Annotated in this window: 18 protein-coding genes and 1 pseudogene; 14 read left to right on the plus strand and 5 right to left on the minus strand. The window is 60.5% G+C overall.

Annotation, left to right across the window (positions count from 1 at the left end; genetic code table 11):
- The first annotated feature begins 14 nt into the window (after positions 1 to 14).
- From EAG14_RS04985 to EAG14_RS05050, 14 genes are all read left to right on the plus strand, one after another.
- Entirely contained in the window at positions 15 to 1,268 is a 1,254-nt protein-coding gene (locus tag EAG14_RS04985; protein ID WP_099656381.1) for an NADH-quinone oxidoreductase subunit D, read from the plus strand.
- A complete protein-coding gene (gene nuoE, locus EAG14_RS04990; RefSeq protein ID WP_099656380.1) occupies positions 1,265 to 1,753 on the plus strand; it encodes an NADH-quinone oxidoreductase subunit NuoE in 489 nt (162 codons plus the stop codon). The genes EAG14_RS04985 and nuoE overlap by 4 nt, the downstream gene beginning before the upstream one ends.
- The gene (gene nuoF / locus EAG14_RS04995) at positions 1,753 to 3,108 is read left to right on the plus strand and encodes an NADH-quinone oxidoreductase subunit NuoF (RefSeq protein WP_099656379.1); all 1,356 of its coding nucleotides are present in this window, start codon (positions 1,753 to 1,755) and stop codon (positions 3,106 to 3,108) included. The genes nuoE and nuoF overlap by 1 nt, the downstream gene beginning before the upstream one ends.
- A 14-nt stretch (positions 3,109 to 3,122) precedes the next feature.
- Positions 3,123 to 5,255 carry an NADH-quinone oxidoreductase subunit NuoG gene (nuoG, locus tag EAG14_RS05000; protein ID WP_121728246.1) on the plus strand — a complete coding sequence of 711 codons (2,133 nt, stop codon included), beginning with the start codon at positions 3,123 to 3,125 and terminating at the stop codon, positions 5,253 to 5,255.
- Positions 5,252 to 6,328 carry an NADH-quinone oxidoreductase subunit NuoH gene (nuoH, locus tag EAG14_RS05005; RefSeq protein WP_121728247.1) on the plus strand — a complete coding sequence of 359 codons (1,077 nt, stop codon included), beginning with the start codon at positions 5,252 to 5,254 and terminating at the stop codon, positions 6,326 to 6,328. Before nuoG ends, nuoH begins: the two co-directional genes overlap by 4 nt.
- Positions 6,329 to 6,340: 12 nt before the next feature.
- Complete coding sequence (nuoI, locus tag EAG14_RS05010) at positions 6,341 to 6,853, plus strand: NADH-quinone oxidoreductase subunit NuoI (RefSeq protein ID WP_121453038.1); 513 nt, start codon at positions 6,341 to 6,343, stop codon at positions 6,851 to 6,853.
- Between the two features lie 50 nt (positions 6,854 to 6,903).
- Positions 6,904 to 7,572 (plus strand): NADH-quinone oxidoreductase subunit J, encoded by a 669-nt coding sequence (locus EAG14_RS05015; RefSeq protein ID WP_121728248.1) that lies wholly within the window; start codon positions 6,904 to 6,906, stop codon positions 7,570 to 7,572.
- A complete protein-coding gene (gene nuoK, locus EAG14_RS05020) occupies positions 7,569 to 7,877 on the plus strand; it encodes an NADH-quinone oxidoreductase subunit NuoK (RefSeq protein WP_099656374.1) in 309 nt (102 codons plus the stop codon). The genes EAG14_RS05015 and nuoK overlap by 4 nt, the downstream gene beginning before the upstream one ends.
- Positions 7,878 to 7,908: 31 nt before the next feature.
- Positions 7,909 to 9,948: an NADH-quinone oxidoreductase subunit L gene (nuoL, locus tag EAG14_RS05025; protein ID WP_099741836.1), complete on the plus strand. Its 2,040-nt coding sequence runs from the start codon at positions 7,909 to 7,911 to the stop codon at positions 9,946 to 9,948.
- A 13-nt stretch (positions 9,949 to 9,961) separates the two neighbouring features.
- Positions 9,962 to 11,440: an NADH-quinone oxidoreductase subunit M gene (locus EAG14_RS05030; RefSeq protein WP_099656372.1), complete on the plus strand. Its 1,479-nt coding sequence runs from the start codon at positions 9,962 to 9,964 to the stop codon at positions 11,438 to 11,440.
- 23 nt (positions 11,441 to 11,463) lie between these two features.
- Entirely contained in the window at positions 11,464 to 12,957 is a 1,494-nt protein-coding gene (gene nuoN, locus EAG14_RS05035) for an NADH-quinone oxidoreductase subunit NuoN (protein WP_099656371.1), read from the plus strand.
- Positions 12,958 to 12,974: 17 nt separating this feature from the next.
- Positions 12,975 to 13,280, plus strand: coding sequence for a DUF2818 family protein (locus tag EAG14_RS05040; protein ID WP_099656370.1), 306 nt, complete (start codon positions 12,975 to 12,977; stop codon positions 13,278 to 13,280).
- Between the two features lie 29 nt (positions 13,281 to 13,309).
- Entirely contained in the window at positions 13,310 to 13,762 is a 453-nt protein-coding gene (locus EAG14_RS05045; RefSeq protein WP_099741834.1) for a DUF1178 family protein, read from the plus strand.
- A gap of 424 nt (positions 13,763 to 14,186) precedes the next feature.
- Positions 14,187 to 16,052 (plus strand): methyl-accepting chemotaxis protein, encoded by a 1,866-nt coding sequence (locus tag EAG14_RS05050; protein WP_121728249.1) that lies wholly within the window; start codon positions 14,187 to 14,189, stop codon positions 16,050 to 16,052.
- Between the two features lie 137 nt (positions 16,053 to 16,189).
- On the opposite strand, the pseudogene EAG14_RS05055 reads toward EAG14_RS05050, so the two are convergent.
- From EAG14_RS05055 to EAG14_RS05075, 5 genes and pseudogenes are all read right to left on the minus strand, one after another.
- Positions 16,190 to 17,301, minus strand: a pseudogene (locus EAG14_RS05055) (lipocalin-like domain-containing protein).
- A 63-nt stretch (positions 17,302 to 17,364) separates the two neighbouring features.
- Positions 17,365 to 18,420: a PLP-dependent cysteine synthase family protein gene (locus tag EAG14_RS05060; protein ID WP_121728250.1), complete on the minus strand. Its 1,056-nt coding sequence runs from the start codon at positions 18,418 to 18,420 to the stop codon at positions 17,365 to 17,367.
- 103 nt (positions 18,421 to 18,523) lie between these two features.
- Entirely contained in the window at positions 18,524 to 18,931 is a 408-nt protein-coding gene (locus tag EAG14_RS05065; protein ID WP_121728251.1) for a hypothetical protein, read from the minus strand.
- Between the two features lie 54 nt (positions 18,932 to 18,985).
- Entirely contained in the window at positions 18,986 to 19,375 is a 390-nt protein-coding gene (locus EAG14_RS05070; RefSeq protein WP_162995917.1) for a hypothetical protein, read from the minus strand.
- 246 nt (positions 19,376 to 19,621) lie between these two features.
- Complete coding sequence (locus tag EAG14_RS05075; RefSeq protein WP_121730304.1) at positions 19,622 to 22,336, minus strand: FtsX-like permease family protein; 2,715 nt, start codon at positions 22,334 to 22,336, stop codon at positions 19,622 to 19,624.
- Positions 22,337 to 22,373: the final 37 nt, after the last annotated feature.

Consider the following 22,373-nt stretch of genomic DNA (forward strand, 5'->3'; position numbering starts at 1 on the left):
TCATGTGATCCATCATGGCAGAAATCAAAAATTACTCTCTGAACTTTGGCCCGCAACATCCGGCCGCGCACGGTGTGTTGCGTCTGGTGCTGGAGTTGGATGGCGAAGTGGTGCAACGTGCGGATCCGCACATTGGTCTGCTGCACCGTGCCACCGAAAAGCTGGCCGAGCACAAAACCTACATCCAGTCCTTGCCTTACATGGACCGGCTCGACTATGTGTCGATGATGTGCAACGAGCACGCTTACTGCCTGGCCATTGAGAAGCTGTTGGGTCTTGAAGTGCCTTTGCGTGCGCAGTACATCCGGGTCATGTTCTCGGAAATCACGCGCCTGCTGAACCACTTGATGTGGCTTGGGTCGCACGGCAACGACTGCGGTAGTTCCACCATCCTGATCTATGCTTTCCGTGAGCGGGAAGACCTGTTTGACATGTACGAGGCTGTCTCCGGCGCCCGTATGCATGCAGCGTACTTCCGCCCCGGCGGTGTTTACCGTGATCTGCCTGACAGCATGCCCCAGTACAAGGTCAGCAAGATCAAGAACGCCAAGGCGCTGGAGGCAATGAATCAGAACCGTAAGGGTTCTTTGTTGGATTTCATCGACGATTTCACGCAGCGCTTCCCGGCTTGTGTGGATGAGTACGAAACACTTTTGACCGACAACCGGATCTGGAAGCAGCGGACTGTGGGGATTGGTGTCGTGACCCCAGAGCGTGCCTTGAATCTGGGCATGACTGGCCCGATGTTGCGCGGCTCTGGCATCGCTTGGGATTTGCGCAAGAGCCAACCCTACGATGCCTATGACCGGGTGGATTTCGATATTCCGCTGGGTAAGACGGGTGATTGCTACGACCGTTATTTGGTTCGTATGCAGGAGATGCGTGAATCCAACCGCATCATCAAGCAGTGCGTGGACTGGCTCAAAGCCAATCCAGGTCCAGTGATTACTGACAATCACAAGGTTGCTGCGCCTGCGCGTGAGTCCATGAAGTCGAACATGGAGGAGCTGATCCACCATTTCAAGCTGTTCACTGAAGGATTTCACGTTCCTGAAGGTGAAGCTTATGCAGCGGTGGAGCACCCCAAGGGGGAATTTGGCATTTACTTGGTAAGTGACGGTGCCAACAAGCCTTATCGCTTGAAAATTCGCGCTCCTGGGTTTGCGCACTTGGCGACCTTGGATGAGATGGCGCGCGGACACATGATTGCTGACGCCGTGGCCATTATTGGCACCATGGATATCGTGTTCGGAGAGATTGACCGATGATTACCGAAGCGACGCTGGCGCGGTTTGCGCGTGAAGTGGCTAAGTACCCTGCAGACCAAAAGCAGTCTGCCGTGATGGCTTGTTTGTCCATCGTGCAGCAAGAGCAGGGCTTTGTCAGTCCTGACAGTGAAGCTGTGATCGCAGAGTATCTGGGCATGGCTCAGATCGCAGTGCATGAAGTCACCACCTTCTACAACATGTACAACCAGCAGCCCGTGGGCAAGTACAAGCTGAATGTTTGTACCAACCTTCCTTGCCAGTTGCGTGACGGTCAGAAGGCCTTGCACCATCTGGAAAAAAAGCTGGGTGTTTCCATGGGGGAGACAACTGCTGATGGGTTGTTCACTCTGCAGCAATGTGAATGCCTGGGTGCGTGCGCTGACTCACCAGTCATGCTTGTCAATGACCGGACGATGTGCAGCTTCATGGACAACGACAAGCTCGACCAGCTGGTCGATGGCCTTCGTGCTGCGGAGGGCAAGTGATGACGACAGCTGCACAAATTCTTTCCCAGTTTCAATCCACGGGTGTCCAGACGTGCTTCCATGATCGCCATATCAATCCGCAGATTTATGCGGACTTGGATGGTAAGAACTGGAGCATCAAGGACTACGAGGCGCGTGGTGGCTACCAGGCACTCCGCCGTATTCTGGGCAAGGATGGCTCTGAGGGCTTGAGTCAGGACCAAGTGATTGCAACGGTCAAGGAATCCGGTTTGCGTGGTCGCGGTGGTGCGGGCTTTCCGACTGGGCTCAAGTGGAGCTTTATGCCCCGCTCATTCCCCGGCCAGAAGTACCTGGTGTGCAACTCCGACGAAGGCGAGCCGGGTACCTGCAAGGATCGCGACATCCTGCAGTTCAACCCGCACATCGTCATCGAAGGCATGATCATCGCTGCCTACGCGATGGGCATCTCCGTGGGCTACAACTACATCCACGGCGAAATCTTCCAGACCTACGACCGCTTCGAAGAAGCGCTCGAAGAAGCGCGCGCAGCGGGCTACCTGGGCGACAAGATCCTGGGCAGTAACTTCAGCTTTCAGTTGCATGCGGCGCACGGCTTTGGCGCCTACATCTGCGGCGAAGAGACCGCGTTGCTCGAATCGCTGGAAGGCAAAAAAGGCCAGCCGCGCTTCAAGCCGCCGTTTCCGGCCAGCTTTGGTCTGTACGGCAAGCCCACCACCATCAACAACACCGAGACCTTCGCGGCCGTGCCGTGGATCATCCGCAACGGCGGTGCTGCCTATCTCGAATGCGGCAAGCCCAACAATGGTGGTACCAAGATCTTCTCGGTCTCCGGCGACGTGGAAAAACCCGGGAACTATGAGATTCCTTTGGGTACTCCGTTCTCCAAGCTGTTGGAGTTGGCGGGGGGCGTGCGCAAGGGGCGTCAGCTCAAGGCTGTGATTCCAGGGGGGTCGTCATCCCCGGTTCTGCCTGCATCCATCATTATGGAATGCACGATGGACTATGACTCCATCGCCAAGGCGGGCTCCATGCTAGGCTCTGGCGCTGTGATTGTGATGGACGACTCCCGAAACATGGTTGAAAGCCTGTTGCGTTTGTCCTATTTCTATTCGCACGAGTCTTGCGGCCAATGCACTCCATGCCGCGAAGGCACGGGCTGGATGTGGCGTGTCATTGATCGCATTCAGCACGGTCAGGGGCGCGAAGGTGATCTGAACCTGCTCAATTCTGTGGCTGACAACATCCAGGGCCGCACGATTTGCGCTTTGGGCGATGCTGCCGCCATGCCCGTGCGCGCCATGATCAAACACTTCCGTCCCGAGTTTGAGGCACTGATCCGGAACAACGCCCCACAGGCTGCGACGTCCGTCTGATCGCGAGAGAACATATGGTTGAAATTGAACTGGACGGTCAGAAAGTAGAAGTCGCCGAAGGCTGCATGGTGATGCATGCTGCCGAGAAGGCGGGTACCTACATTCCCCATTTCTGCTACCACAAGAAGCTTTCCATCGCCGCCAACTGCCGCATGTGCCTGGTGGATGTGGAAAAAGCGCCCAAGCCCATGCCCGCCTGTGCCACACCGGTGACACAAGGCATGATCGTGCGCACCAAGAGCGACAAGGCCATCAAGGCACAGCAGTCGGTCATGGAGTTTTTGCTGATCAATCACCCTCTGGATTGCCCTATCTGTGACCAAGGCGGTGAATGTCAGTTGCAGGATTTGGCTGTGGGTTACGGCGGCTCTTCCTCGCGCTATGAAGAAGAAAAGCGCGTGGTACCGGTCAAGGACGTTGGCCCGCTGATTTCCATGCAGGAAATGAGCCGTTGTATCCATTGCACCCGCTGCGTGCGCTTTGGTCAAGAAGTGGCCGGCGTGATGGAGCTGGGCATGATCCACCGCGGTGAGCATTCCGAGATCACCACGGTCACGGGTGATACGGTGGACTCCGAGCTGTCGGGCAACATGATCGACATCTGCCCTGTCGGCGCCTTGACCAGCAAGCCTTTCCGTTACAGCGCCCGTACATGGGAGCTGTCCCGTCGCCGTTCGGTGAGCCCGCACGACTCGACTGGTTCCAACCTGATTGTCCAGGTCAAGAACCACAAGGTCATGCGTGTTGTGCCCCTGGAGAACGAAGCCGTTAACGAGTGTTGGATTGCCGACCGTGACCGTTTCTCCTATGAAGCGCTGAATGGCGAAGATCGCTTGACCCAGCCCATGCTCAAGCAGGGTGGGGTGTGGAAAGAAGTCGACTGGCAAACTGCGCTCGAGTACGTTGCCAACGGTCTCAAGAACATCAAGAACGATCACGGTGCCGAGAGCATTGGTGCCTTGGTCAGCCCGCATAGCACGCTGGAAGAGTTGTATCTGGCTGGTGCTCTGGTGCGTGGTTTGGGCAGTGACAACATCGATTACCGTCTGCGCAACGCTGAATTTGCTGCACCCGAAGGCATTCGTTGGCTGGGTACTTCTATTGCTTCGTTGTCTACACTGCAACGTGTGTTGGTGGTTGGCTCGAACCTGCGCAAGGACCACCCACTGTTTGCCCAGCGTATTCGCCAGGCTGCACGCCATGGTTGCCAAGTCAGCGCCGTCGGCTCTGCGGTCCAGGATTGGGCCATGCCTGTGCAGCCATTCGTTGCACAAAATGCTTCTGAGTGGGTGACCACGCTGGGTGGTATCGCTTTTGCAGTAGCCCAAGAGAAGGGCGTTGCTGCCCCTCAAGGCGCGGCTGCAGCCAGCGACGCCGCGCAAGCCATCGCCCGTTCCCTGCTGGGCGGTGAACGCAAGGCGGTGCTGCTGGGCAACGGCGCTGCACACCATGCGCAAGCCACGCAGTTGTTGGCACTCGCCAACTGGATTGCCGACAACACTGGCGCAACGGTGGGTTATCTGACTGAGGCGGCCAACACTGTGGGCGCACAGTTTGCGGGTGCTCACCCTGTCAATGGTGGTCTGAATGCAGCCCAAATGCTCTCCGGTGGTTTGAAGGCTGCAGTGTTGCTCAACACCGAGCCGGTCTATGACTCCGCTGCGGGTGCACAAGCTGCAACCGCTCTGGCTGGTGCTGAGATGGTGGTCACGTTGAGCCCCTTCAAGGCCAATATGGAGTTCAGTGACGTTCTGTTGCCAATTGCCCCGTTCACAGAAACGTCTGGCAGCTTCGTCAATGCCGAAGGTCGCTTGCAAAGTTTCCACGCGGTGGTGCGCCCATTGGGAGACACCCGTCCTGCATGGAAGGTTCTGCGTGTTCTGGCCAACCTGCTGGGCTTGCCCGGTTTCGATTTCGAAACCTCCCAGGACGTGGTGGCCCGCGCTACGAACGCACCAGCGGGTTCGGTCACGCAACTGCCTGCAGCACAACTGTCGAACGCTGTGAAAACGGTGTCCGCTGCCGCGGCTGTTGTTGGCGAGCCAGTGGTTGCTTCCATTTATCAACTGGACGGCTTGGTGCGCCGTTCCACGTCGCTGCAGCTCACTGCCGACGCACGCATGGCTCGTGAAGGAGTGGCCGCATGATCGACGCGATCTACAACGCGGGCCTGAACCTGCTTTCCTTTGGCTGGTGGACTGGCATGGTCTGGCCGGTACTCTGGATTCTGCTCAAGATCGTTTGCATCTTGGCCCCATTGATGGGCGCTGTGGCGTACCTGACTTTGTGGGAGCGTAAGCTGCTGGGCTTCATGCAGGTGCGCCACGGCCCCAATCGCGTGGGCCCTTTGGGGTTGCTGCAGCCTATTGCAGATGCCTTGAAGTTGCTCACCAAAGAAATCATCCAGCCCACCGCTGCAAGCAAGGGGCTGTTTGTGCTCGGGCCGATCATGGCGATCATGCCTGCTCTGGCTGCGTGGGTCGCGATCCCCTTTGGCCCCGATGTTGCCCTGGCCAATGTCAATGCAGGCTTGCTGTTGGTGATGGCCATCACCTCCATTGAGGTGTATGGCGTGATCATTGCAGGCTGGGCATCGAACTCCAAGTACGCCTTCCTGGGTGCTCTGCGTGCTTCGGCCCAAATGGTGAGTTATGAAATCGCGATGGGGTTCTGTTTCCTCGTGGTCATCATGGTGTCCGGCAGCATGAACCTTACCGAGATCGTCATGTCGCAAGCCAAGGGCATGGCTGCAGACAAAGGCCTGACCTTCCTGTCATGGAACTGGTTGTCCCTGTTGCCAATTTTCTTGGTGTACCTGATCTCTGGCGTTGCTGAAACCAACCGTCACCCTTTTGACGTGGTGGAAGGCGAAGCTGAAATCGTGGCCGGTCACATGGTCGAGTATTCGGGCATGGGCTTCGCGATCTTCTTTCTGGCCGAGTACGCCAGCATGTGGTTGGTATCGATCCTTGCTGTACTGATGTTCCTGGGGGGCTGGTTGCCGCCTCTGGATATCTTGTCCTTCGTTCCCGGTTGGATCTGGTTGGCAGCCAAGACATTCTTGGTGGTGTCCATGTTCATCTGGATTCGTGCAACGTTCCCGCGCTTCCGTTATGACCAGATCATGCGTTTGGGCTGGAAGATTTTTATCCCAGTCACTTTGGTGTGTCTGGTGATCGTCGGCGGGTGGTTGCTCTCGCCTTGGAATATCTGGAAATAAGCGGGGACACGAATGACTGCTGTTGCTGCTGCTGCGCCTTTTTCGTTCAAAGATTTTTTCAAGAGCTTCATGCTCGTGGAGTTGCTCAAGGGCATGGCCCTGACTGGGCGCTATGCCTTTCGCCGCAAGGTGACTGTGCAGTTCCCAGAAGAGAAAACTCCGCTGTCTCCTCGCTTTCGGGGCTTGCATGCCCTGCGCCGTTATGACAACGGCGAGGAGCGTTGCATTGCCTGCAAGCTTTGCGAGGCCGTGTGCCCCGCGATGGCGATCACCATCGAATCCGATGTGCGTGACGACGGCTCGCGTCGCACCACCCGTTACGACATCGATTTGACCAAGTGCATCTTCTGCGGTTTTTGCGAAGAGAGCTGCCCGGTCGATTCGATTGTGGAAACCCATATCTTTGAATACCACGGTGAGAAGCGTGGTGACCTGTATTTCACGAAGGACATGCTCCTGGCTGTGGGCGACCGGTACGAAGGCGAAATCGCTGCTGCCAAGGCAGCAGATGCCAAATACCGTTGATCGGTGTTGAACTCAGCCTGTTTGCCTGACTTTCTATAAAGACCCGATCCATGGACGCCAAGACTGGTTTCTTCTACCTCTTCTCGGTTGTGCTGCTTTTTGCCGCCTTCCGGGTGATTACCGCGCGCAACCCTGTGCACGCGGTGCTCTATCTCATCCTGGCTTTCTCCCAAGCTGCGGCAGTTTGGTTGCTGCTCAAGGCGGAGTTTTTGGCCATTGCCTTGGTGCTGGTCTATCTCGGCGCTGTGATGGTGCTGTTCTTGTTCGTCGTGATGATGTTGGACATCCACATCGACACCGTGCGAAAAGGCTTTTGGAAACACTTTCCTTTGGCCGCCACGGTCGGTGCGTTGATCGCACTGGAAATGGCTGCGGTGTTGATGGGTGGGTTCCGGGGGCTGGATGAGCCCAAGGTGGCTGCTCCATTGCTGGATGCCGCAGGCCAGGTGGTTCAGTATTCCAATACCAAGACACTGGGCAAGTTGCTCTACACCGAGTACTTGTACCCCGTAGAAATTGCGGCCGTGATTTTGCTGGTGGCCATGATTGCCGCCATTGCCTTGACGCTGCGTCAGCGCAAGGACAGCAAGGCGATCAATCCCTCCGTTCAGGTGCGTGTTCGTGCCCGTGACCGACTTGAGGTGGTGAAGGTTGCCGCCACACAGAAGCCTGCAGAACCTTCGCTGGAAGAAGCCCAGGCTCAGGAGAAAAAAGTATGACGTTGACATTGGGGCACTTTCTATCGCTCGGGGCGATGCTTTTCGCGCTGGCCGTCATTGGTATCTTTTTGAACCGCAAGAATTTGATCGTTTTGCTGATGGCCATTGAGCTGATGCTGTTGGCGGTCAACATGAATTTCGTAGCGTTTTCCCACTATCTGGATGACATGCACGGGCAAGTGTTCGTGTTTTTTATCCTGACAGTGGCAGCTGCTGAATCCGCCATTGGGCTGGCCATTCTGGTGCTGCTGTTCCGCAACAAGTCCAGCATCAACGCAGAAGACCTCAACACCCTCAAGGGTTGATGAGTTACCCGTATTCCCAAGGTTCTCAATAATGAGTCAAACCCTCTCTGCTTCAACGCTCCTGGCCGTCCCGCTGGCCCCGCTGGCGGGTGCTTTGCTGGCAGGCGTTTTCGGCACCACCTTTGGTGGTAACTGGATTGGCCGTCGCCTTAGCCACACCTTGACGATTCTGGGTGTGCTGGTGGCTTTTGTTCTGTCCGCCATGACGCTCAAGAGCGTTGCTCTGGATGGTGCCCGCTTCAATGAAACCCTCTACACCTGGATGGTGGTCGGCGGCTTGAAGATGGAGGTAGGCTTCCTCATTGACAGCCTCACGGCCATGATGATGGTGGTCGTGACGTTTGTTTCGCTGATGGTGCACATCTACACCATCGGCTATATGGAAGAAGACGAAGGCTACAACCGCTTCTTCTCCTACATTTCGCTTTTCACCTTCTCGATGCTCATGCTGGTCATGAGCAACAACCTGCTGCAGCTGTTCTTCGGCTGGGAAGCGGTGGGCCTGGTCTCTTATCTGCTGATCGGTTTCTGGTTCAACAAGCCCACGGCGATCTTCGCCAACATGAAGGCTTTCCTGGTCAACCGCGTGGGTGACTTCGGCTTTATTTTGGGTATCGGCCTGATCGCGGCCTACACCGGCACGCTGAATTACGGCGAGATTTTTGCCAAATCGGGCGAACTCGGTGGCCTGGCATTTCCCGGTACCGACTGGATGCTGATCACCGTGATCTGCATTTGCCTTTTCATCGGCGCGATGGGCAAGTCCGCACAATTCCCACTGCACGTGTGGCTGCCTGATTCGATGGAAGGCCCGACCCCCATCTCTGCGCTGATCCACGCAGCGACCATGGTGACCGCAGGCATCTTCATGGTGTCGCGCATGTCGCCCCTGTTCGAGCTGTCGGACACGGCACTCAACTTCATTCTGATCATCGGCTCCATCACCGCCCTGTTCATGGGCTTCCTGGGCATCATCCAGAACGATATCAAGCGCGTGGTGGCGTACTCCACGCTGTCGCAGCTGGGCTACATGACGGTAGCTCTGGGCGCCTCGGCCTATTCGGTGGCCGTGTTCCACCTGATGACCCATGCGTTCTTCAAGGCGCTGCTGTTCCTTGGCGCTGGCTCGGTCATCATGGGCATGCACCACAACCAGGACATCCGCTGGATGGGTGGCGTGCGCAAGTACATGCCGATCACCTGGATTACTTCGTTGCTGGGTTCGTTGGCGTTGATCGGTACCCCTCTGTTCGCGGGCTTCTATTCCAAGGACAGCATCATTGAGGCGGTGCACTTCAGCCATCTGCCTGCAGCGCACTTCGCACACTTTGCTGTGCTGGCCGGTGTGTTTGTGACGGCGTTCTATTCGTTCCGTATGTACTTCCTGGTTTTCCATGGCAAGGAACGTTTTGACCAGAACCCCGACGCGCACCACGGCGATCACCATGGGCATGGTCACGACGACCACCATGAACCTCACGAATCGCCTTGGGTGGTGACTGTGCCTCTGGTGCTGTTGGCCATTCCTTCGGTGATTGTCGGTTTCCTGTTCATTCAGCCGATGCTGTTTGGCGACTTCTTCAAGAACGTGATTTTTGTGGACGCTGCAAAGCATCCTGCGATGGCCAAACTGGGTGAGATATTCCACGGGCCTGTAGCCATGGCTGTGCATGGTCTGCAAACGGCGCCTTTCTGGCTGGCATTTGCGGGCGTCGCCTTGTCTTACTACATGTACATGGTCAACCCAGCGCTTCCTGCAGGCATCAAGGCACGTGTTCAGCCGCTGTACCGTTTGCTGGAAAACAAGTACTACCTGGACTGGATCAACGAAAACATCCTGGCCCGTGGCGCCCGTGCGTTGGGCACAGGGCTCTGGAAGGTGGGCGACCAAGCCATCATCGACGGCGGTCTGGTCAACGGCTCCTGGAAACTCGTCGGTGCTGTGTCCGGCGTGATCCGCTGGATGCAATCCGGTTTCATCTTCCATTACGCCTTGGTGATGATTTTGGGTGTCTTCGCGCTGATGACCTGGTTTGTCTGGGGCGACTTCTTCATGCAGCTCATCAAGTAAGGAAAAAAACAAAATGAGTTCGTTGTTGAGTCTCGCAATCTGGACCCCTGTTGTCTTTGGGGTCGTGTTGCTCGCCCTGGGGCGAGATGAGCATGCCCGCGCGGTGCGCTGGATTGCACTGGTGGGTGCCGTGGTTGGCTTTTTGGTCACGCTGCCCCTGTATGGCGGATTTGAGACGGGCACTGCAGCCATGCAGTTCGTCGAGAAGGCTGCCTGGATTGAGCGTTTCAATATCCACTACCACCTGGGTGTGGACGGCATCTCTTTCTGGTTTGTTCCACTGACGGCCTTCATCACAGTGATCGTGGTTCTGGCGTCGTGGGAGTCGATCACAGAGCGCGTGAACCAGTACATGGGCGCCTTCCTGATTTTGTCGGGCCTGATGATTGGCGTGTTCACGGCACTCGATGGCATGCTGTTCTACGTGTTCTTCGAGGCCACGCTGATCCCCATGTACCTGATCATCGGTATCTGGGGCGGCCCCAACAAGATCTACGCAGCGTTCAAGTTTTTCCTTTACACGCTGATGGGCTCTTTGCTCATGTTGATTGCGCTGATCTACCTGTACAACCAGTCGGGTGGCAGCTTTGACATCGCTTCGTGGCACAAGCTGCCTCTGGGCAGCACCGCACAGACCTTGCTTTTCTTTGCCTTCTTCGCTGCATTTGCCGTGAAGGTGCCCATGTGGCCTGTGCACACTTGGCTGCCTGATGTTCACGTGGAAGCGCCAACGGGCGGCTCTGCTGTGCTGGCTGCCATCATGCTCAAACTGGGGGCCTACGGTTTCTTGCGTTTTTCTCTGCCTATCGCCCCTGATGCCTCGCGCGAGTGGGCTTGGCTGATGATCGGTTTGTCTCTGGTGGCCGTGATCTACGTGGGTCTGGTGGCCATGGTGCAAAAGGACATGAAGAAGCTGGTGGCTTACTCGTCCGTTGCCCACATGGGGTTTGTCACACTGGGCTTCTTCATCTTCAATGACCTGGGCGTGTCCGGCGGTTTGGTACAGATGATTGCCCACGGGTTTGTGTCGGGCGCGATGTTCCTGTCGATCGGCGTGTTGTACGACCGCGTGCATTCCCGTGAGATCGCTGCCTACGGCGGTGTGGTCAACACCATGCCCAACTTCACCGCATTTGCACTGCTGTTTGCGATGGCCAATTGCGGCCTGCCCGGAACTGCTGGTTTCGTGGGCGAATGGATGGTCATTCTGGGCGCCGTGAAGGCCAACTTCTGGGTGGGTCTGGCCGCTGCCACGGCGTTGATCTTTGGTGCTGCCTACACACTGTGGATGTTCAAGCGCGTCTACCTGGGCCCTGTGGGCAACAGCCATGTGAAGGAGTTGACGGACATCGGTAGCCGTGAGTTCTTGGTGCTGGCGCTTTTGGCCATTGCCGTGCTGGCGATGGGCCTGTACCCCCGTCCGTTCACGGATGTGATGGACGCTTCGGTGGCTGAACTGCTCAAGCACGTGGCCTTGCAAAAGCTGAACTGACCGACAGAACTGAGAGATTTGAGATGATTGACAACATCAGCTGGCTTGCGGTCTACCCAGAGATCGTGCTTCTTGTGATGGCCTGCGTGATTGCGCTGGTCGATCTGGGGGTCAACAGCCCACGGCGCACTGCGACCTACGTGCTGACCATGCTCACTTTGGCCGTGGTGGCTGCCCTGGAAGGTGTTTACGCCAGCAGTGGCAACACCTTCTACGGCTTTGGCAACATGGTGGTCAGCGATGCCATGGGCAATTGGCTCAAGTGCTTTGCCACCATTGCAGTCATGGTGACGCTGGTGTATGGCCGCCCTTACGCCGCGGACCGCGACATGCTGCGTGGTGGTGAGATGTTCACGCTCTCCATGTTTGCCTTGCTGGGCATGTTCATCATGATCTCCGGCAACAACTTCCTGGTGATCTATCTGGGCTTGGAGTTGTTGACCCTGTCCAGCTACGCCCTGGTGGCTTTGCGTCGCGACAACGCGACGGCCACAGAAGCAGCCATGAAGTACTTCGTTTTGGGTGCGATGGCCAGTGGTTTCTTGCTGTACGGCCTGTCCATGCTTTACGGTGCTACCGGTTCTTTGGACATCGGCCAAGTGTTCAAGGCGGTGCTTTCGGGTCAAATCAAGCACCAGGTGCTGGTCTTCGGTCTGGTGTTCGTGGTGGCTGGCCTTGCTTTCAAGCTGGGTGTTGTGCCTTTCCACATGTGGATCCCTGACGTTTACCAAGGTGCTCCTACCGCCGTCACTCTCATGATTGGTGGCGCGCCCAAGTTGGCTGCTTTCGCCATCACCATGCGTCTGTTGGTGGATGGTCTGCTGCCCCTGGCGATCGATTGGCAGCAAATGCTCGCTGTGTTGGCGATTGGCTCCTTGCTGGTCGGTAACCTCGCGGCGATTGCGCAAACCAACCTCAAGCGCATGCTGGCTTACTCCACCATTTCACAAATGGGCTTTGTGCTGCTGGGTCTGTTGTCGGGCGTGATCAATGGCCAGGTGAACTCGGCAGTGGCTGAGAACGCTTACAGCGCCTCGATGTTCTACGTCATCACCTATGTGCTGACCACCCTGGCCACCTTCGGTGTCATCCTGCTCTTGGCCCGCGAAGGCTTTGAAAGCGAAGAGATTTCCGATCTGGCTGGATTGAACCAACGCAGCCCCTTGTATGCCGGCGTGATGGCCGTGTGCCTGTTCTCCATGGCGGGTATCCCTCCCATGGTGGGCTTCTACGCCAAGCTCTCTGTGCTGCAATCTCTGCTGGCATCGGGCCAAAATCTGTACATCGCCTTGGCCGTGTTTGCCGTGATGATGTCGTTGATTGGTGCCTTCTATTACCTGCGCGTGGTCAAGGTGATGTACTTTGACGCGCCTCTCACCGCGACCCATGTGTCCGCTCCAGTAGATGTCCGTGTGGTGCTGACGATCAATGGCGCCTTGGTGCTGGTGTTGGGTCTGTTGCCCGGCGGGCTGATGACGCTGTGCGCCAACGCCATCGTGCGTGCGCTCGCGACTTGATCCGGAATTTTTGACCCGTGTCTCAAACAGGCGCCATCTGGTTGGTGATTTTCGCGGCGTTGGTTGCGGCCAACCTGCCGTTTCTGAGCCAGCGGCTGGCGCTGGTGGGGCCCGTGGCAAAGCCTCACAAAGCCCTGTTCGTTCGACTGCTGGAGCTGGTGGCGCTGTATTTCATCGTGGGTGGCTGCGCCATGCTGCTGGAGCGCCGTGCGGGCCAGAATGCGCCGCAGGGTTGGGAGTTCTACGCCATCACGGGTACGTTGTTCGTCACGTTGGCATTCCCTGGGTTCATCTACCGCTACCTTGTGCGCCGTCGCGGTTGATTGCCTGACCCTCGCGCAAGCTTGCCGCCATGAAGGTGCTTGATCTGCAGTGCCGTAGCGAACATGTCTTTGAAGGCTGGTTTGCATCGGAAGAAGACTTTCAGTCTCAGCTCCAGAGGGGGTTGGTGCAGTGCCCTCTGTGTGGTGATGGCCAAGTACACAAGCGCCTGAGTGCCCCGCGTTTGAACCTGGGCGCAACGCCGCCCGGGCCTTCGGCCCTCAGCCAATCAGCGCCCCCGCCTGAATCCCCAGCACACCCCCCGCAACAACTCGCCACCTGGCTGCAGCAAGCCCGGCGCATGGTGGCAGAGTCTGAAGATGTGGGCTCTCGCTTCGCTGAAGAGGCTCGCAAAATCCATGCGGGTGATGCCGATGAGCGTGCCATTCGCGGGCAAGCCACGCTGCAGGAAACCGTGCAATTGCTGGACGAAGGCATTGCCGTGCTTCCCCTTCCACCTGTCTTGAAAGAGCCCTTGCAGTAGTCGCCTCTTTCGGGTCGGGCGCAGCAGCCATGGCTCGCACGGACCAAGGCGCTGGTCAATTTGCAGTGGCGAGTTGCATCGATCCATGCCGGATAAACCGATGCTGTGGTGGCCAGCCTTGGTGGGTAACGATGCTGGCGGCTTCATGTACGGCGCCCTCAGGCGGCCCACTTTTCTCCATCGCCGTTCCATCTCCAATACCCCAAAGCAAAAGAGGGCTATGCAGTGCATTGCATAGGCAAAACCGCGCTTGCTGGCCCTGCAATCTGCAGGAACTCGCCTGTTTTTACGGGCCAGTACTTTCCCGTAGCTAGTGCATACTTTGTTGCGAACTAGCCACCATGTGGGCCGTTACCGAAAATTTGCGCCACCTGTGAAACGGCTGGCAGATAATTTTCAAATACTTACATTCAAGGCGCCCCACATGTTTCAAACACTGCGTGCACGGCTGATTGCCATTTGCGTTGCGATCACGGTGTTCTCACTCCTTACGCTGGCGCTGGCCACTTTTGTGGTGGTTCGCAAAGACACCTTGAACGGCATTGACGACCGTGTGGGCCAGCTCACCCGATCCCATGCCAACGAACTGGCGGAGTGGGTGCGAGAGAAGCAGCGCATCACCAGCTCATTGAAACTGGCCGTGGGCCAGGCAGAGCCGGTGCCATTTTTGTTGGCCGCCAAGCAGGCTGGGGCGTTTGACGACACGTATTTTGTCTACGCCGACAAGCGCAACATCTTTGCCCACCCCATGCCCGATGGCTACGACGGAACGGCCCGCCCTTGGTACAAGCAGGCTGTGCAAACCGGGGGGTCGGCCTTGACCCCGGCTTACGTGGATGCGAGCACGGGCAAGCTCACCATCAGCTTTGTCGAGCCCGTGGGGCCCACCGGGCAGCCCACCGCCGTGGTCGGTACCGACATGCACCTGGACACTGTGACCAAGAAGGTCGCCGCCATCCGTCCTATCTCCAAAAGCTTTGCGTTCCTGATTGACGGCGAAGGCAAGCTGCTGGCGCACCCCAAGGCCGACCTCTCGCTCAAGCCCGCATCCGACATTGCCAAAGGCGTGGACGCCGCATTGCTGGCCAAGCTGGCCGCTGACAGTGCCCGCGCCGATGTGCTGATCGATGGCGCCGACCAGATGCTGTATGCCGCCAAGGTCGAGGGCACGCCCTGGACGCTGGCGATTGCGATTGACCGCGCAGAGGCCACGCATGGCGTCACCGTCATGCTGCAGATTGCCGCCGTCATCACCGTGCTGAGTGTGCTGGTGGCCGTGGCCTTGCTAACGGTGGCGGTCAGCCGCCAACTGCGCCGCCTGGGGCTGGTGAGCGATGCCTTGCGCGACATTGCCTCGGGCGAGGGTGATCTGACCCGCCGCTTGGCTACCGAGGGCAATGACGAGCTGGCCACCATCGCCGCCTCGTTCAACCAGTTTGTGGACAAGATCGCCAAGGTGCTGGTGAGCATCCGCGAATCGTCTGAGTCCGTGCGACTGGCTTCCACCGAGATCGCCAGCGGCAACCACGACCTGTCAGCGCGCACCGAACAACAGGCGGGCTCCCTCGAAGAAACCGCCGCCGCCATGGAGCAGCTGACCGCCACCGTGCAGCAAAACGCTGCCAATGCTCGCCAAGCCAACGACCTAGCTACCGGCGCATCGCAGGTCGCATCGCACGCCAGCACCGTGGTGGGGCAGGTGGTGCAGACCATGGGCGGCATCGATGCCTCGGCCCGCAAGATCGTGGACATCATTGGCGTCATTGATGGCATTGCCTTCCAGACCAACATCCTGGCCCTGAACGCCGCCGTCGAGGCCGCACGCGCTGGTGAGCAAGGGCGCGGCTTCGCGGTGGTGGCCTCTGAAGTGCGCACGCTGGCCCAGCGCAGCGCCACGGCCGCCAAAGAGATCAAGGAGCTGATCAGCGAATCGGCCTCGCAAGTGGATGCGGGCAGCAAGCTGGTGCAAGAGGCCGGCGCCACCATGGACAAGGTGGTGGAAAGCGTGCGCAAGGTCACCACCATCGTGGCCGACATCAGCCTGGCCAGCCAGGAGCAAAGCACCGGCATTGCCGAAATCGGCAGCGCCGTCACGCTGATGGACCAGTCCACCCAGCAAAACGCTGCTTTGGTCGAAGAGGCCACGGCCGCCGCCCAGTCACTGCAGCACCAAGCGGTGGCGCTGGCCGATGCTGTGGCAGGCTTCAAGCTTGACCACGGTGGCGCGGCCGCTTGGGGTGGCAGTGCATCGCCCCAGCGGGGTCAGGCCTTGGCGCTGTCCAGGGACTGAGTCGCAGCCTGATTCATTCGGCTAAATGCCATCCCAAAGAGCCTACGGCCACACGCCGCAGGCTCTTTTTCATTGAAATTGGTCAGTGGCTCGTTGGGGCGGGGGCCATAGCGCTCCACCGCACCCCAGCCCTGCGCTCAAAGCCGCATGGCCCGGGTGTACCCCGTCATCTCCAGATACCCACGCCCCGCCACGTTGCCATCGGCATGGACCAGGTCTGACAAACCCTCCCAATACACCGCCCCGGTCGATGCACTGCTGTCCAGCTCCTGCGCGTCCAGCACGGCTGTGACGGTGTATGTGCCCACGGGGGTTTGCACCTCCCACTGCACGGCGTAGCGGGCGCCGCTCTCGGGGCTGGTCCACCAGCGCAGCGGGCGCCAGGCCACCTCGGTGGCGGTGAACACGCGGGGGCCTGGCCCACGGCCCTGAACGACCCGCCCGCCCACAGCGCCGTGCCATCGGCCCGCCGCAGCCTGAAGGCCGTGAGCGCGCTGCCGTCCAGCAGGTTCATGCCCATCCAGTCCCAGCCCACGGCATCGTTGGCCAGCAGGGCCTCGCTCCACTCATGGTCCATCCAGGCACGGGCTGGCTGCTGGGTGTCGATGGGCAGGGTGCGCCCGTCCAGAACCAGGCGGCCGCTTACCGCCAGTTGGGGCTGGCTGTAGTAGTAGCTGGCCTGCGCCGCCTGCGGCCCTTTGCGCGACAGCCCTTGTTGGCCCTGCAGCAGCAAGGGCTGGGTGGCGTCAAACTGCAGCTGCAGGCCAAAGTGCTCGCCCACCACCTGGGTGGTGTAGCGGCTGGTGGCTGTGTCGGGCTTCCCCCGCGCCGTGTCCTGCCGCTGCAGGCTCCAGTCCCGCAGCCGCACGGCGGTATCGGCCTCGCTGGCCTCTGCCACGCCAAACCCGGCCCGCGCCATGCGCTGGTCGTGCAACAAGCGGCGGCCCTGCACATCGGTCACGGCAGCGTGCGCAAACACCAGCTGCTTGGCAGCAAAGGCCGACTGCATGGCCTGCGTGGCATCCATGCGCGATCGGAAAAACGTCACCTGAAACCCAAACGGACGCCCCCCGGCCGTGGCGTACCCGGTGATGTACCACCACTCGGTGCGCAGCTCGGGGTGGCTGCCGTGGTCACGCGGAAACTGCAGCGCGCGTGCAGGCAGTGCCTGGGCGATGGGGCTAGCTCCCGCACCCATCGCACCCAGCGCCCACGCCAGCCACCTGCGGCGCGAAAGGGCCCGCACCATTGCAGGTGCTGGCATGGGTGGCGGTGCACGCATTGGCATCAGGTTCGTCCGCCGTTGTGCCGATCAATCCAGCAACGCCGCAATGCGCGCCTGCGCCTCGGTGCAGTCACCCATCGTGCCCGACACCCAGTCGCAGTTGTAGTACGTGGGCAAATAGCGCTCGCCCGCATCGCACAGCAGCGACAAGATGGAGCCGCTCTCGCCCCGCTCGCGCATCTCATGCGCCAGCGTGAGCATGGCCACAAAGTTGGTGCCGGTCGATGGCCCCACGCGCCGCCCCAGCAGTTGCGACAGCACCCGCATGGCCGCGACCGAATCCACATCCGCCACATCCACCATGCGGTCTACCAGCGTGCGGACAAAGCTGGGCTCCACCCGTGGGCGGCCAATGCCCTCGATGCGCGAGCCCGGGGCCGTCAGGCTGGCATCGCCCGTGCGGTGGTAGGCGCTGAACACCGAGCCCGCCGGGTCGGCCACGCACACCTGCGTGGCGTGCCGCTGGTAGCGCACATAGCGGCCAATGGTGGCGCTGGTGCCGCCCGTGCCCGCGCCCACGACAATCCAGCGCGGCACCGGGTGCGGCTCGCGCGCCATCTGGGTGAACATGCTCTCGGCAATGTTGTTGTTGCCCCGCCAGTCGGTGGCCCGCTCGGCATAGGTGAACTGGTCCATGTAATGCCCACCCGTCTCCGCCGCAATGGCGCGGGCCTCCTCATACACCTGGCCCGCACTGCCCACCAGATGGCAGCGCCCACCGTGAAACTCGATCTGCGCAATCTTCTCGGGCGAGGTGCTGCGCGGCATTACCGCCACAAACGGCAGGCCCAGCAGCCGCGCAAAGTAGGCCTCGCTCACTGCGGTGGAGCCGCTCGATGCCTCCACCACCGTCGAGCCCTCATGCAGCCAGCCATTGCACAGCGCATACAAAAACAGCGACCGCGCCAGACGGTGCTTGAGGCTGCCCGTGGGGTGCGTGGATTCGTCCTTGAGGTACAGGTCAATGCCGTGCGCGGCAAAGGAGGGCAGGCGCAGCGGGATCAGGTGCGTATCGGCGCTGCGCTGGTAATCGGCTTCGATGCGGGCGATGGCTTCGTGGAGCCAGGGGGAGGGGAGGGTCATGGGAGTAGACAGAATGAAGGCGTGTAGTCGAATTACGATGCTTGGATTGGACGTTACCTGTCTGGCAACCCAATGTCAGTGCTGACCGATGGGAGGCAGCGTATCAAGGTCCATCTCCATGGTCGAGCTCTGTTGCGGTAATGGCTTCGCCCTCACCGAACTCTAGTTCGGCTGCGATACGGACCAGGCCCGGATAGGCAAACCAATATTGTCTGCGCACGGCGTCTTTGACGAATGTTGCGCCCCACCACTCGGCATATTGGCGCTCCTCTGCGGGGCTGAGTAGATCACGGTCAATTCGAAGTAGTTCTTTGCGGTGCTTGATCATCAGCCGCTGGAATTTGCCCAGCGTTGTGATGCCAAATTTGGCAAGCTCAGGTACAAGCTCCTCGAACGAGCCTTGGCCATAGTCGTTGCGGCGTGGAAATGTGTTTGCCATGACGCGATGGATCATTTCGCCTGAGAGGAGCTCCTCTCTACGCTTTGCGCGTGCGGACAAATGTTTGGTCATTGGTTTTCAGGTTCGAAATGTGCGATGGCACGACGACCATGCTCAATGGAGTAATCAGGTCTCATCGCGTAAACCCCGTTTGACCAAAGCCAGAACTACCTCTGGGTCCTCGAATGCGTGTAAGGCTTCATAAACTGCTTCGCATGGATCTCCACTGTCCGCGAGGCCAACTGCAGCCGCTGCTCTCGCGAGCTCGAAGGCTGCCAAGCACTGGTTATCGCCCGCGTCCTGAAGCGCGAAGTAGTGAGTGTCCATTTCATCCGAAAACGCAACTGCCAAGTCGGCCCGATTCGGGACGTCCGTACGTAAGCGCTTCGCGAGCGCTGGGAACTGTGCAAGTAGCAGCGCCGCTAACTCTTGCGCAAGTTGTTGCTGCGAGGCAGGCTCAAGCGCTTTGATTGAATTTGCCAAGGCTGGACGTTCAGCAGAAAGGCGATCAGTCATTCCGAGGGCTTAAAAATGTGTCTCGCAGAGCCTGCGAAAAAATGAACCGTGCGAGGCATGTTGTGTATCTCACGCCTGTGAGAACAGGCATGCAGTCTGGGTTGCCGTATGGGAGCTATGCATGTGTAGAGCTAAAAACTCGGATGGACCCTGCAAGCCTTACCTGGACGAACTGTAGCTGGCGAGTGGGGCGGTTTCATCTTAGCGAAGGTAATGTGATTGGCTGCGTCAAACCCCCAATGCACCTCACCAATCCTCCTTCACCGCCATCACCGCATCCCTCCCCGCAGCCGCCCGCCCAGCCAGCCACGCGGTCACCGTCCCTGACACCACCACCGCCGCGCACAGCGCCCACAAGCGCGGCACAGGGATGTTCATCTCCATCGTCCAGTGAAAGCTTTGCGGGTTGACGACGTGCACCAGCACCACGGACACGGCCAGGCCCAGCAGCACGCCAGCGATGGCGCCAATGCCCGTCCATGCCGCGCCTTCGCCTGCCACCACGGCCAGGATCTGGCGGCGGGTGAGGCCCAGGTGGGCGAGCAGGCCGAATTCTTTGCGGCGGGCCAGCACCTGGGCGCTGAAGCTGGCGGCCACGCCGAAGAGGCCGATGCCGATGGCCACGGCCTGCAGCCAGTAGGTGACGGCGAAGCTGCGGTCGAAGATTTGCAGGGAGCGTTCGCGGATGGATTGGGCGGAGACAAATTCGATGAGGCTAGGGGATGGGCTGGCCGCGCCGTTGGGGTGGTCGCTGCTTGTGCCGTTTGGCCGCGCTCCATCGGCTGCTGCGGACGAGGCTTGGGGCGATGTGTCGGCCCTTTCCCCTGGGGGCGCAACGGGTGGCGAAGCCGATGGCTGGGCCAAGTGGCGAATGTTCGCCTGCAGCACGGCCAAGTCCACCCCCTCGGCAGGCCACAGGGCCAGGTCGCTGATGCGGGTGTCGCCCGTCAGGCGCTGGTAGGCGGCGCTGTCGAGGGTGATGGCCCCGGTCTGGCGCACATAGTCGCGCCACACGCCTGCTATAAAAAACGTAGCTGCTTGCGCTTGATTATCAAGCGCTACAGGTACAAAAGCCTTTGAAAGCTCGGGCCACGCCTGGCCGGTGCGCACGCCATACAGGTCCACCACCGCCTCGCTCACATACACGCCGATGTGCCCGGCGGGCACGGGCAGGGCGGGGCCGGTGAGGGGCAGCACCTGGGCGGGGTCTGTGCCCAGCGGGCGGCTCAGCACGGTGAGGGCGGGGCGGGCGGCGCTCAGCTGCAGGGGGCTGGTGCGCAGGGGCGATACCTTGTCCACGCCCGGCAGGCGGGCCACTGCTTCGGCAAAGCCGGGGGGCAGCAGGGCGGCGTCGCCGCCCGCAGCTTGTAGGGCCGAGCGCACGTACAGCGGCGAGGGCAGCACCGCGTCCAGCCACTGGATGACCGAGCCGCGAAAACTGGCCACCATCACCGTCAGCGCTACGGCCAGGCTCAGGCTGGCCACCACGCCGCCCACGGCAATGGCGGCGGTGCCACGCATGCGGCGGGCGCGCTCCAGCGCCAGCAGGGTGAGCGGGTGGCGCACGGCCAGCGGCTGCAGGCGATGCAGCAGCCAGGCCACGCCCCAGGGCAGCAGCGCAATGCCGCCCACCAGCAGCAGGCCAATCGCCACATAGGCCGCCAGTGGAATGCCAAAAACGGGCGGAAGCGCCGCCAAACCAGCGCTGGCAGCTATCAAAACCATACCAACCCAACCCCGCCCAGCGCGCCCGCTGGCACTGCCCATGCCCTTCAGGGTCTGGGCCGGGGGCAGGGCCTGCGCGGCGCGGGCGGGCCACCAGCCGCCAGCCACCGCAGCGGCCACGCCCAGGCTGCCGTAGAGCAGGGCGGCGCTCAAACTCCATTGCAGGCGGGGCTGCACCCCGGCAAAGTAGCCACCGCCCAGGTCACCGCCCAGCAACTGCAACGCCGCGCTGGCCAGGGCCGTGCCCAGCGCCAGCCCGGCCAGGCTGCCCACCACGCCCAGCAGGGCCGATTCGGCCAGCACCAGCGCCAGCCGCTGGCGCGGCGTGGCTCCCAGCACGGCCAGCAGCGCAAACTGCGGCCCGCGCTGCGCCACGCTGAGGGCCAGCACTGAGAACACCAAAAACGCCCCGGTGAACAGCGCCACCAGCGCCAGCACCGTCAGGTTGACGCGGTACGCGCGCGAGAGGTTGCTCACCCGCTGCGCCGCATCGCCCGGCTCGGCCAGCGTGGCCTGGGCGGGCCAGCCGGGCAGGGCTTGCAGCGCAGGCATGACGGCGCTGCGGTTGGTGCCGGGCTGCAGTTGCAGGTCGATGCGGGTGAGGTGGCCCACGCGGCCCAGCAGGTCTTGCGCGGCGCCAATGTCCATCACCGCCAGTGGGGCGCCCGGCGCACTCACGGTGCCTGCCACCTGCACGGTCAGGGTTTGCAGGCCGGTTTGCAGTTGCAGGGTGGGGCGGGGCTGGGTGCCCTCGGGCGGCACGCCCAGCGCCTGCAGCGCAGCGGGGTTGAGGTAGACAGTGGCGGGGGCAAAGAGGGCATCGCGCGCAGCGCCTTCCCACGGCCGGGGCATGAGGGCCGGGGCCATGGCGGGCAGCAGCAGGGCATCGGCCCCCAGCAGGCGCAGGGGGATGGGGGCATTGCCTGGGGCCTGTGCCGCAGGGCGGGCCATGGCTGTGGCTTCCAGCACGGGGTTGGCGCGGGCCACGTCGGGGTGGTTGGCGATCTGGGCAAACAGGTCTTCGCCCAACGTGCCCTGCATGGCGCGCACTTCCAGATCGGGCTGGCCGTTGACGGCGCGCACGGCCTGCGAAAACTCGTCCAGCGCCGATGCGTTGATGACGTGCACGGCAAACGCCAGCGCCACGCCCAGCATGACGGCAGCCACGGCGGCGGCGCTGCGCCAGGGGTGGTGGCGAAGGTCTTGCCACGAGAAGGTGCGAAGCAGTGCGAGCATGCGGGCATTGTGCCGCCGGGGTGGTGCTGGGCGGGCG

The organism is Acidovorax sp. 1608163 (assembly GCF_003669015.1).
In the GTDB taxonomy this organism is placed as follows: domain Bacteria; phylum Pseudomonadota; class Gammaproteobacteria; order Burkholderiales; family Burkholderiaceae_C; genus Acidovorax.

Coding starts and splice junctions, on each gene's coding strand:
- EAG14_RS04985 (WP_099656381.1), top strand. CDS start 15: ATGGCAGAAATCAAAAATTACTCTCTGAACTTTGGCCCGCAACATCCG.
- nuoE (WP_099656380.1), top strand. CDS start 1,265: ATGATTACCGAAGCGACGCTGGCGCGGTTTGCGCGTGAAGTGGCTAAG.
- nuoF (WP_099656379.1), top strand. CDS start 1,753: ATGACGACAGCTGCACAAATTCTTTCCCAGTTTCAATCCACGGGTGTC.
- nuoG (WP_121728246.1), top strand. CDS start 3,123: ATGGTTGAAATTGAACTGGACGGTCAGAAAGTAGAAGTCGCCGAAGGC.
- nuoH (WP_121728247.1), top strand. CDS start 5,252: ATGATCGACGCGATCTACAACGCGGGCCTGAACCTGCTTTCCTTTGGC.
- nuoI (WP_121453038.1), top strand. CDS start 6,341: ATGACTGCTGTTGCTGCTGCTGCGCCTTTTTCGTTCAAAGATTTTTTC.
- EAG14_RS05015 (WP_121728248.1), top strand. CDS start 6,904: ATGGACGCCAAGACTGGTTTCTTCTACCTCTTCTCGGTTGTGCTGCTT.
- nuoK (WP_099656374.1), top strand. CDS start 7,569: ATGACGTTGACATTGGGGCACTTTCTATCGCTCGGGGCGATGCTTTTC.
- nuoL (WP_099741836.1), top strand. CDS start 7,909: ATGAGTCAAACCCTCTCTGCTTCAACGCTCCTGGCCGTCCCGCTGGCC.
- EAG14_RS05030 (WP_099656372.1), top strand. CDS start 9,962: ATGAGTTCGTTGTTGAGTCTCGCAATCTGGACCCCTGTTGTCTTTGGG.
- nuoN (WP_099656371.1), top strand. CDS start 11,464: ATGATTGACAACATCAGCTGGCTTGCGGTCTACCCAGAGATCGTGCTT.
- EAG14_RS05045 (WP_099741834.1), top strand. CDS start 13,310: ATGAAGGTGCTTGATCTGCAGTGCCGTAGCGAACATGTCTTTGAAGGC.
- EAG14_RS05050 (WP_121728249.1), top strand. CDS start 14,187: ATGTTTCAAACACTGCGTGCACGGCTGATTGCCATTTGCGTTGCGATC.
- EAG14_RS05060 (WP_121728250.1), bottom strand. CDS start 18,420: ATGACCCTCCCCTCCCCCTGGCTCCACGAAGCCATCGCCCGCATCGAA.
- EAG14_RS05065 (WP_121728251.1), bottom strand. CDS start 18,931: ATGACCAAACATTTGTCCGCACGCGCAAAGCGTAGAGAGGAGCTCCTC.
- EAG14_RS05070 (WP_162995917.1), bottom strand. CDS start 19,375: ATGACTGATCGCCTTTCTGCTGAACGTCCAGCCTTGGCAAATTCAATC.
- EAG14_RS05075 (WP_121730304.1), bottom strand. CDS start 22,336: ATGCTCGCACTGCTTCGCACCTTCTCGTGGCAAGACCTTCGCCACCAC.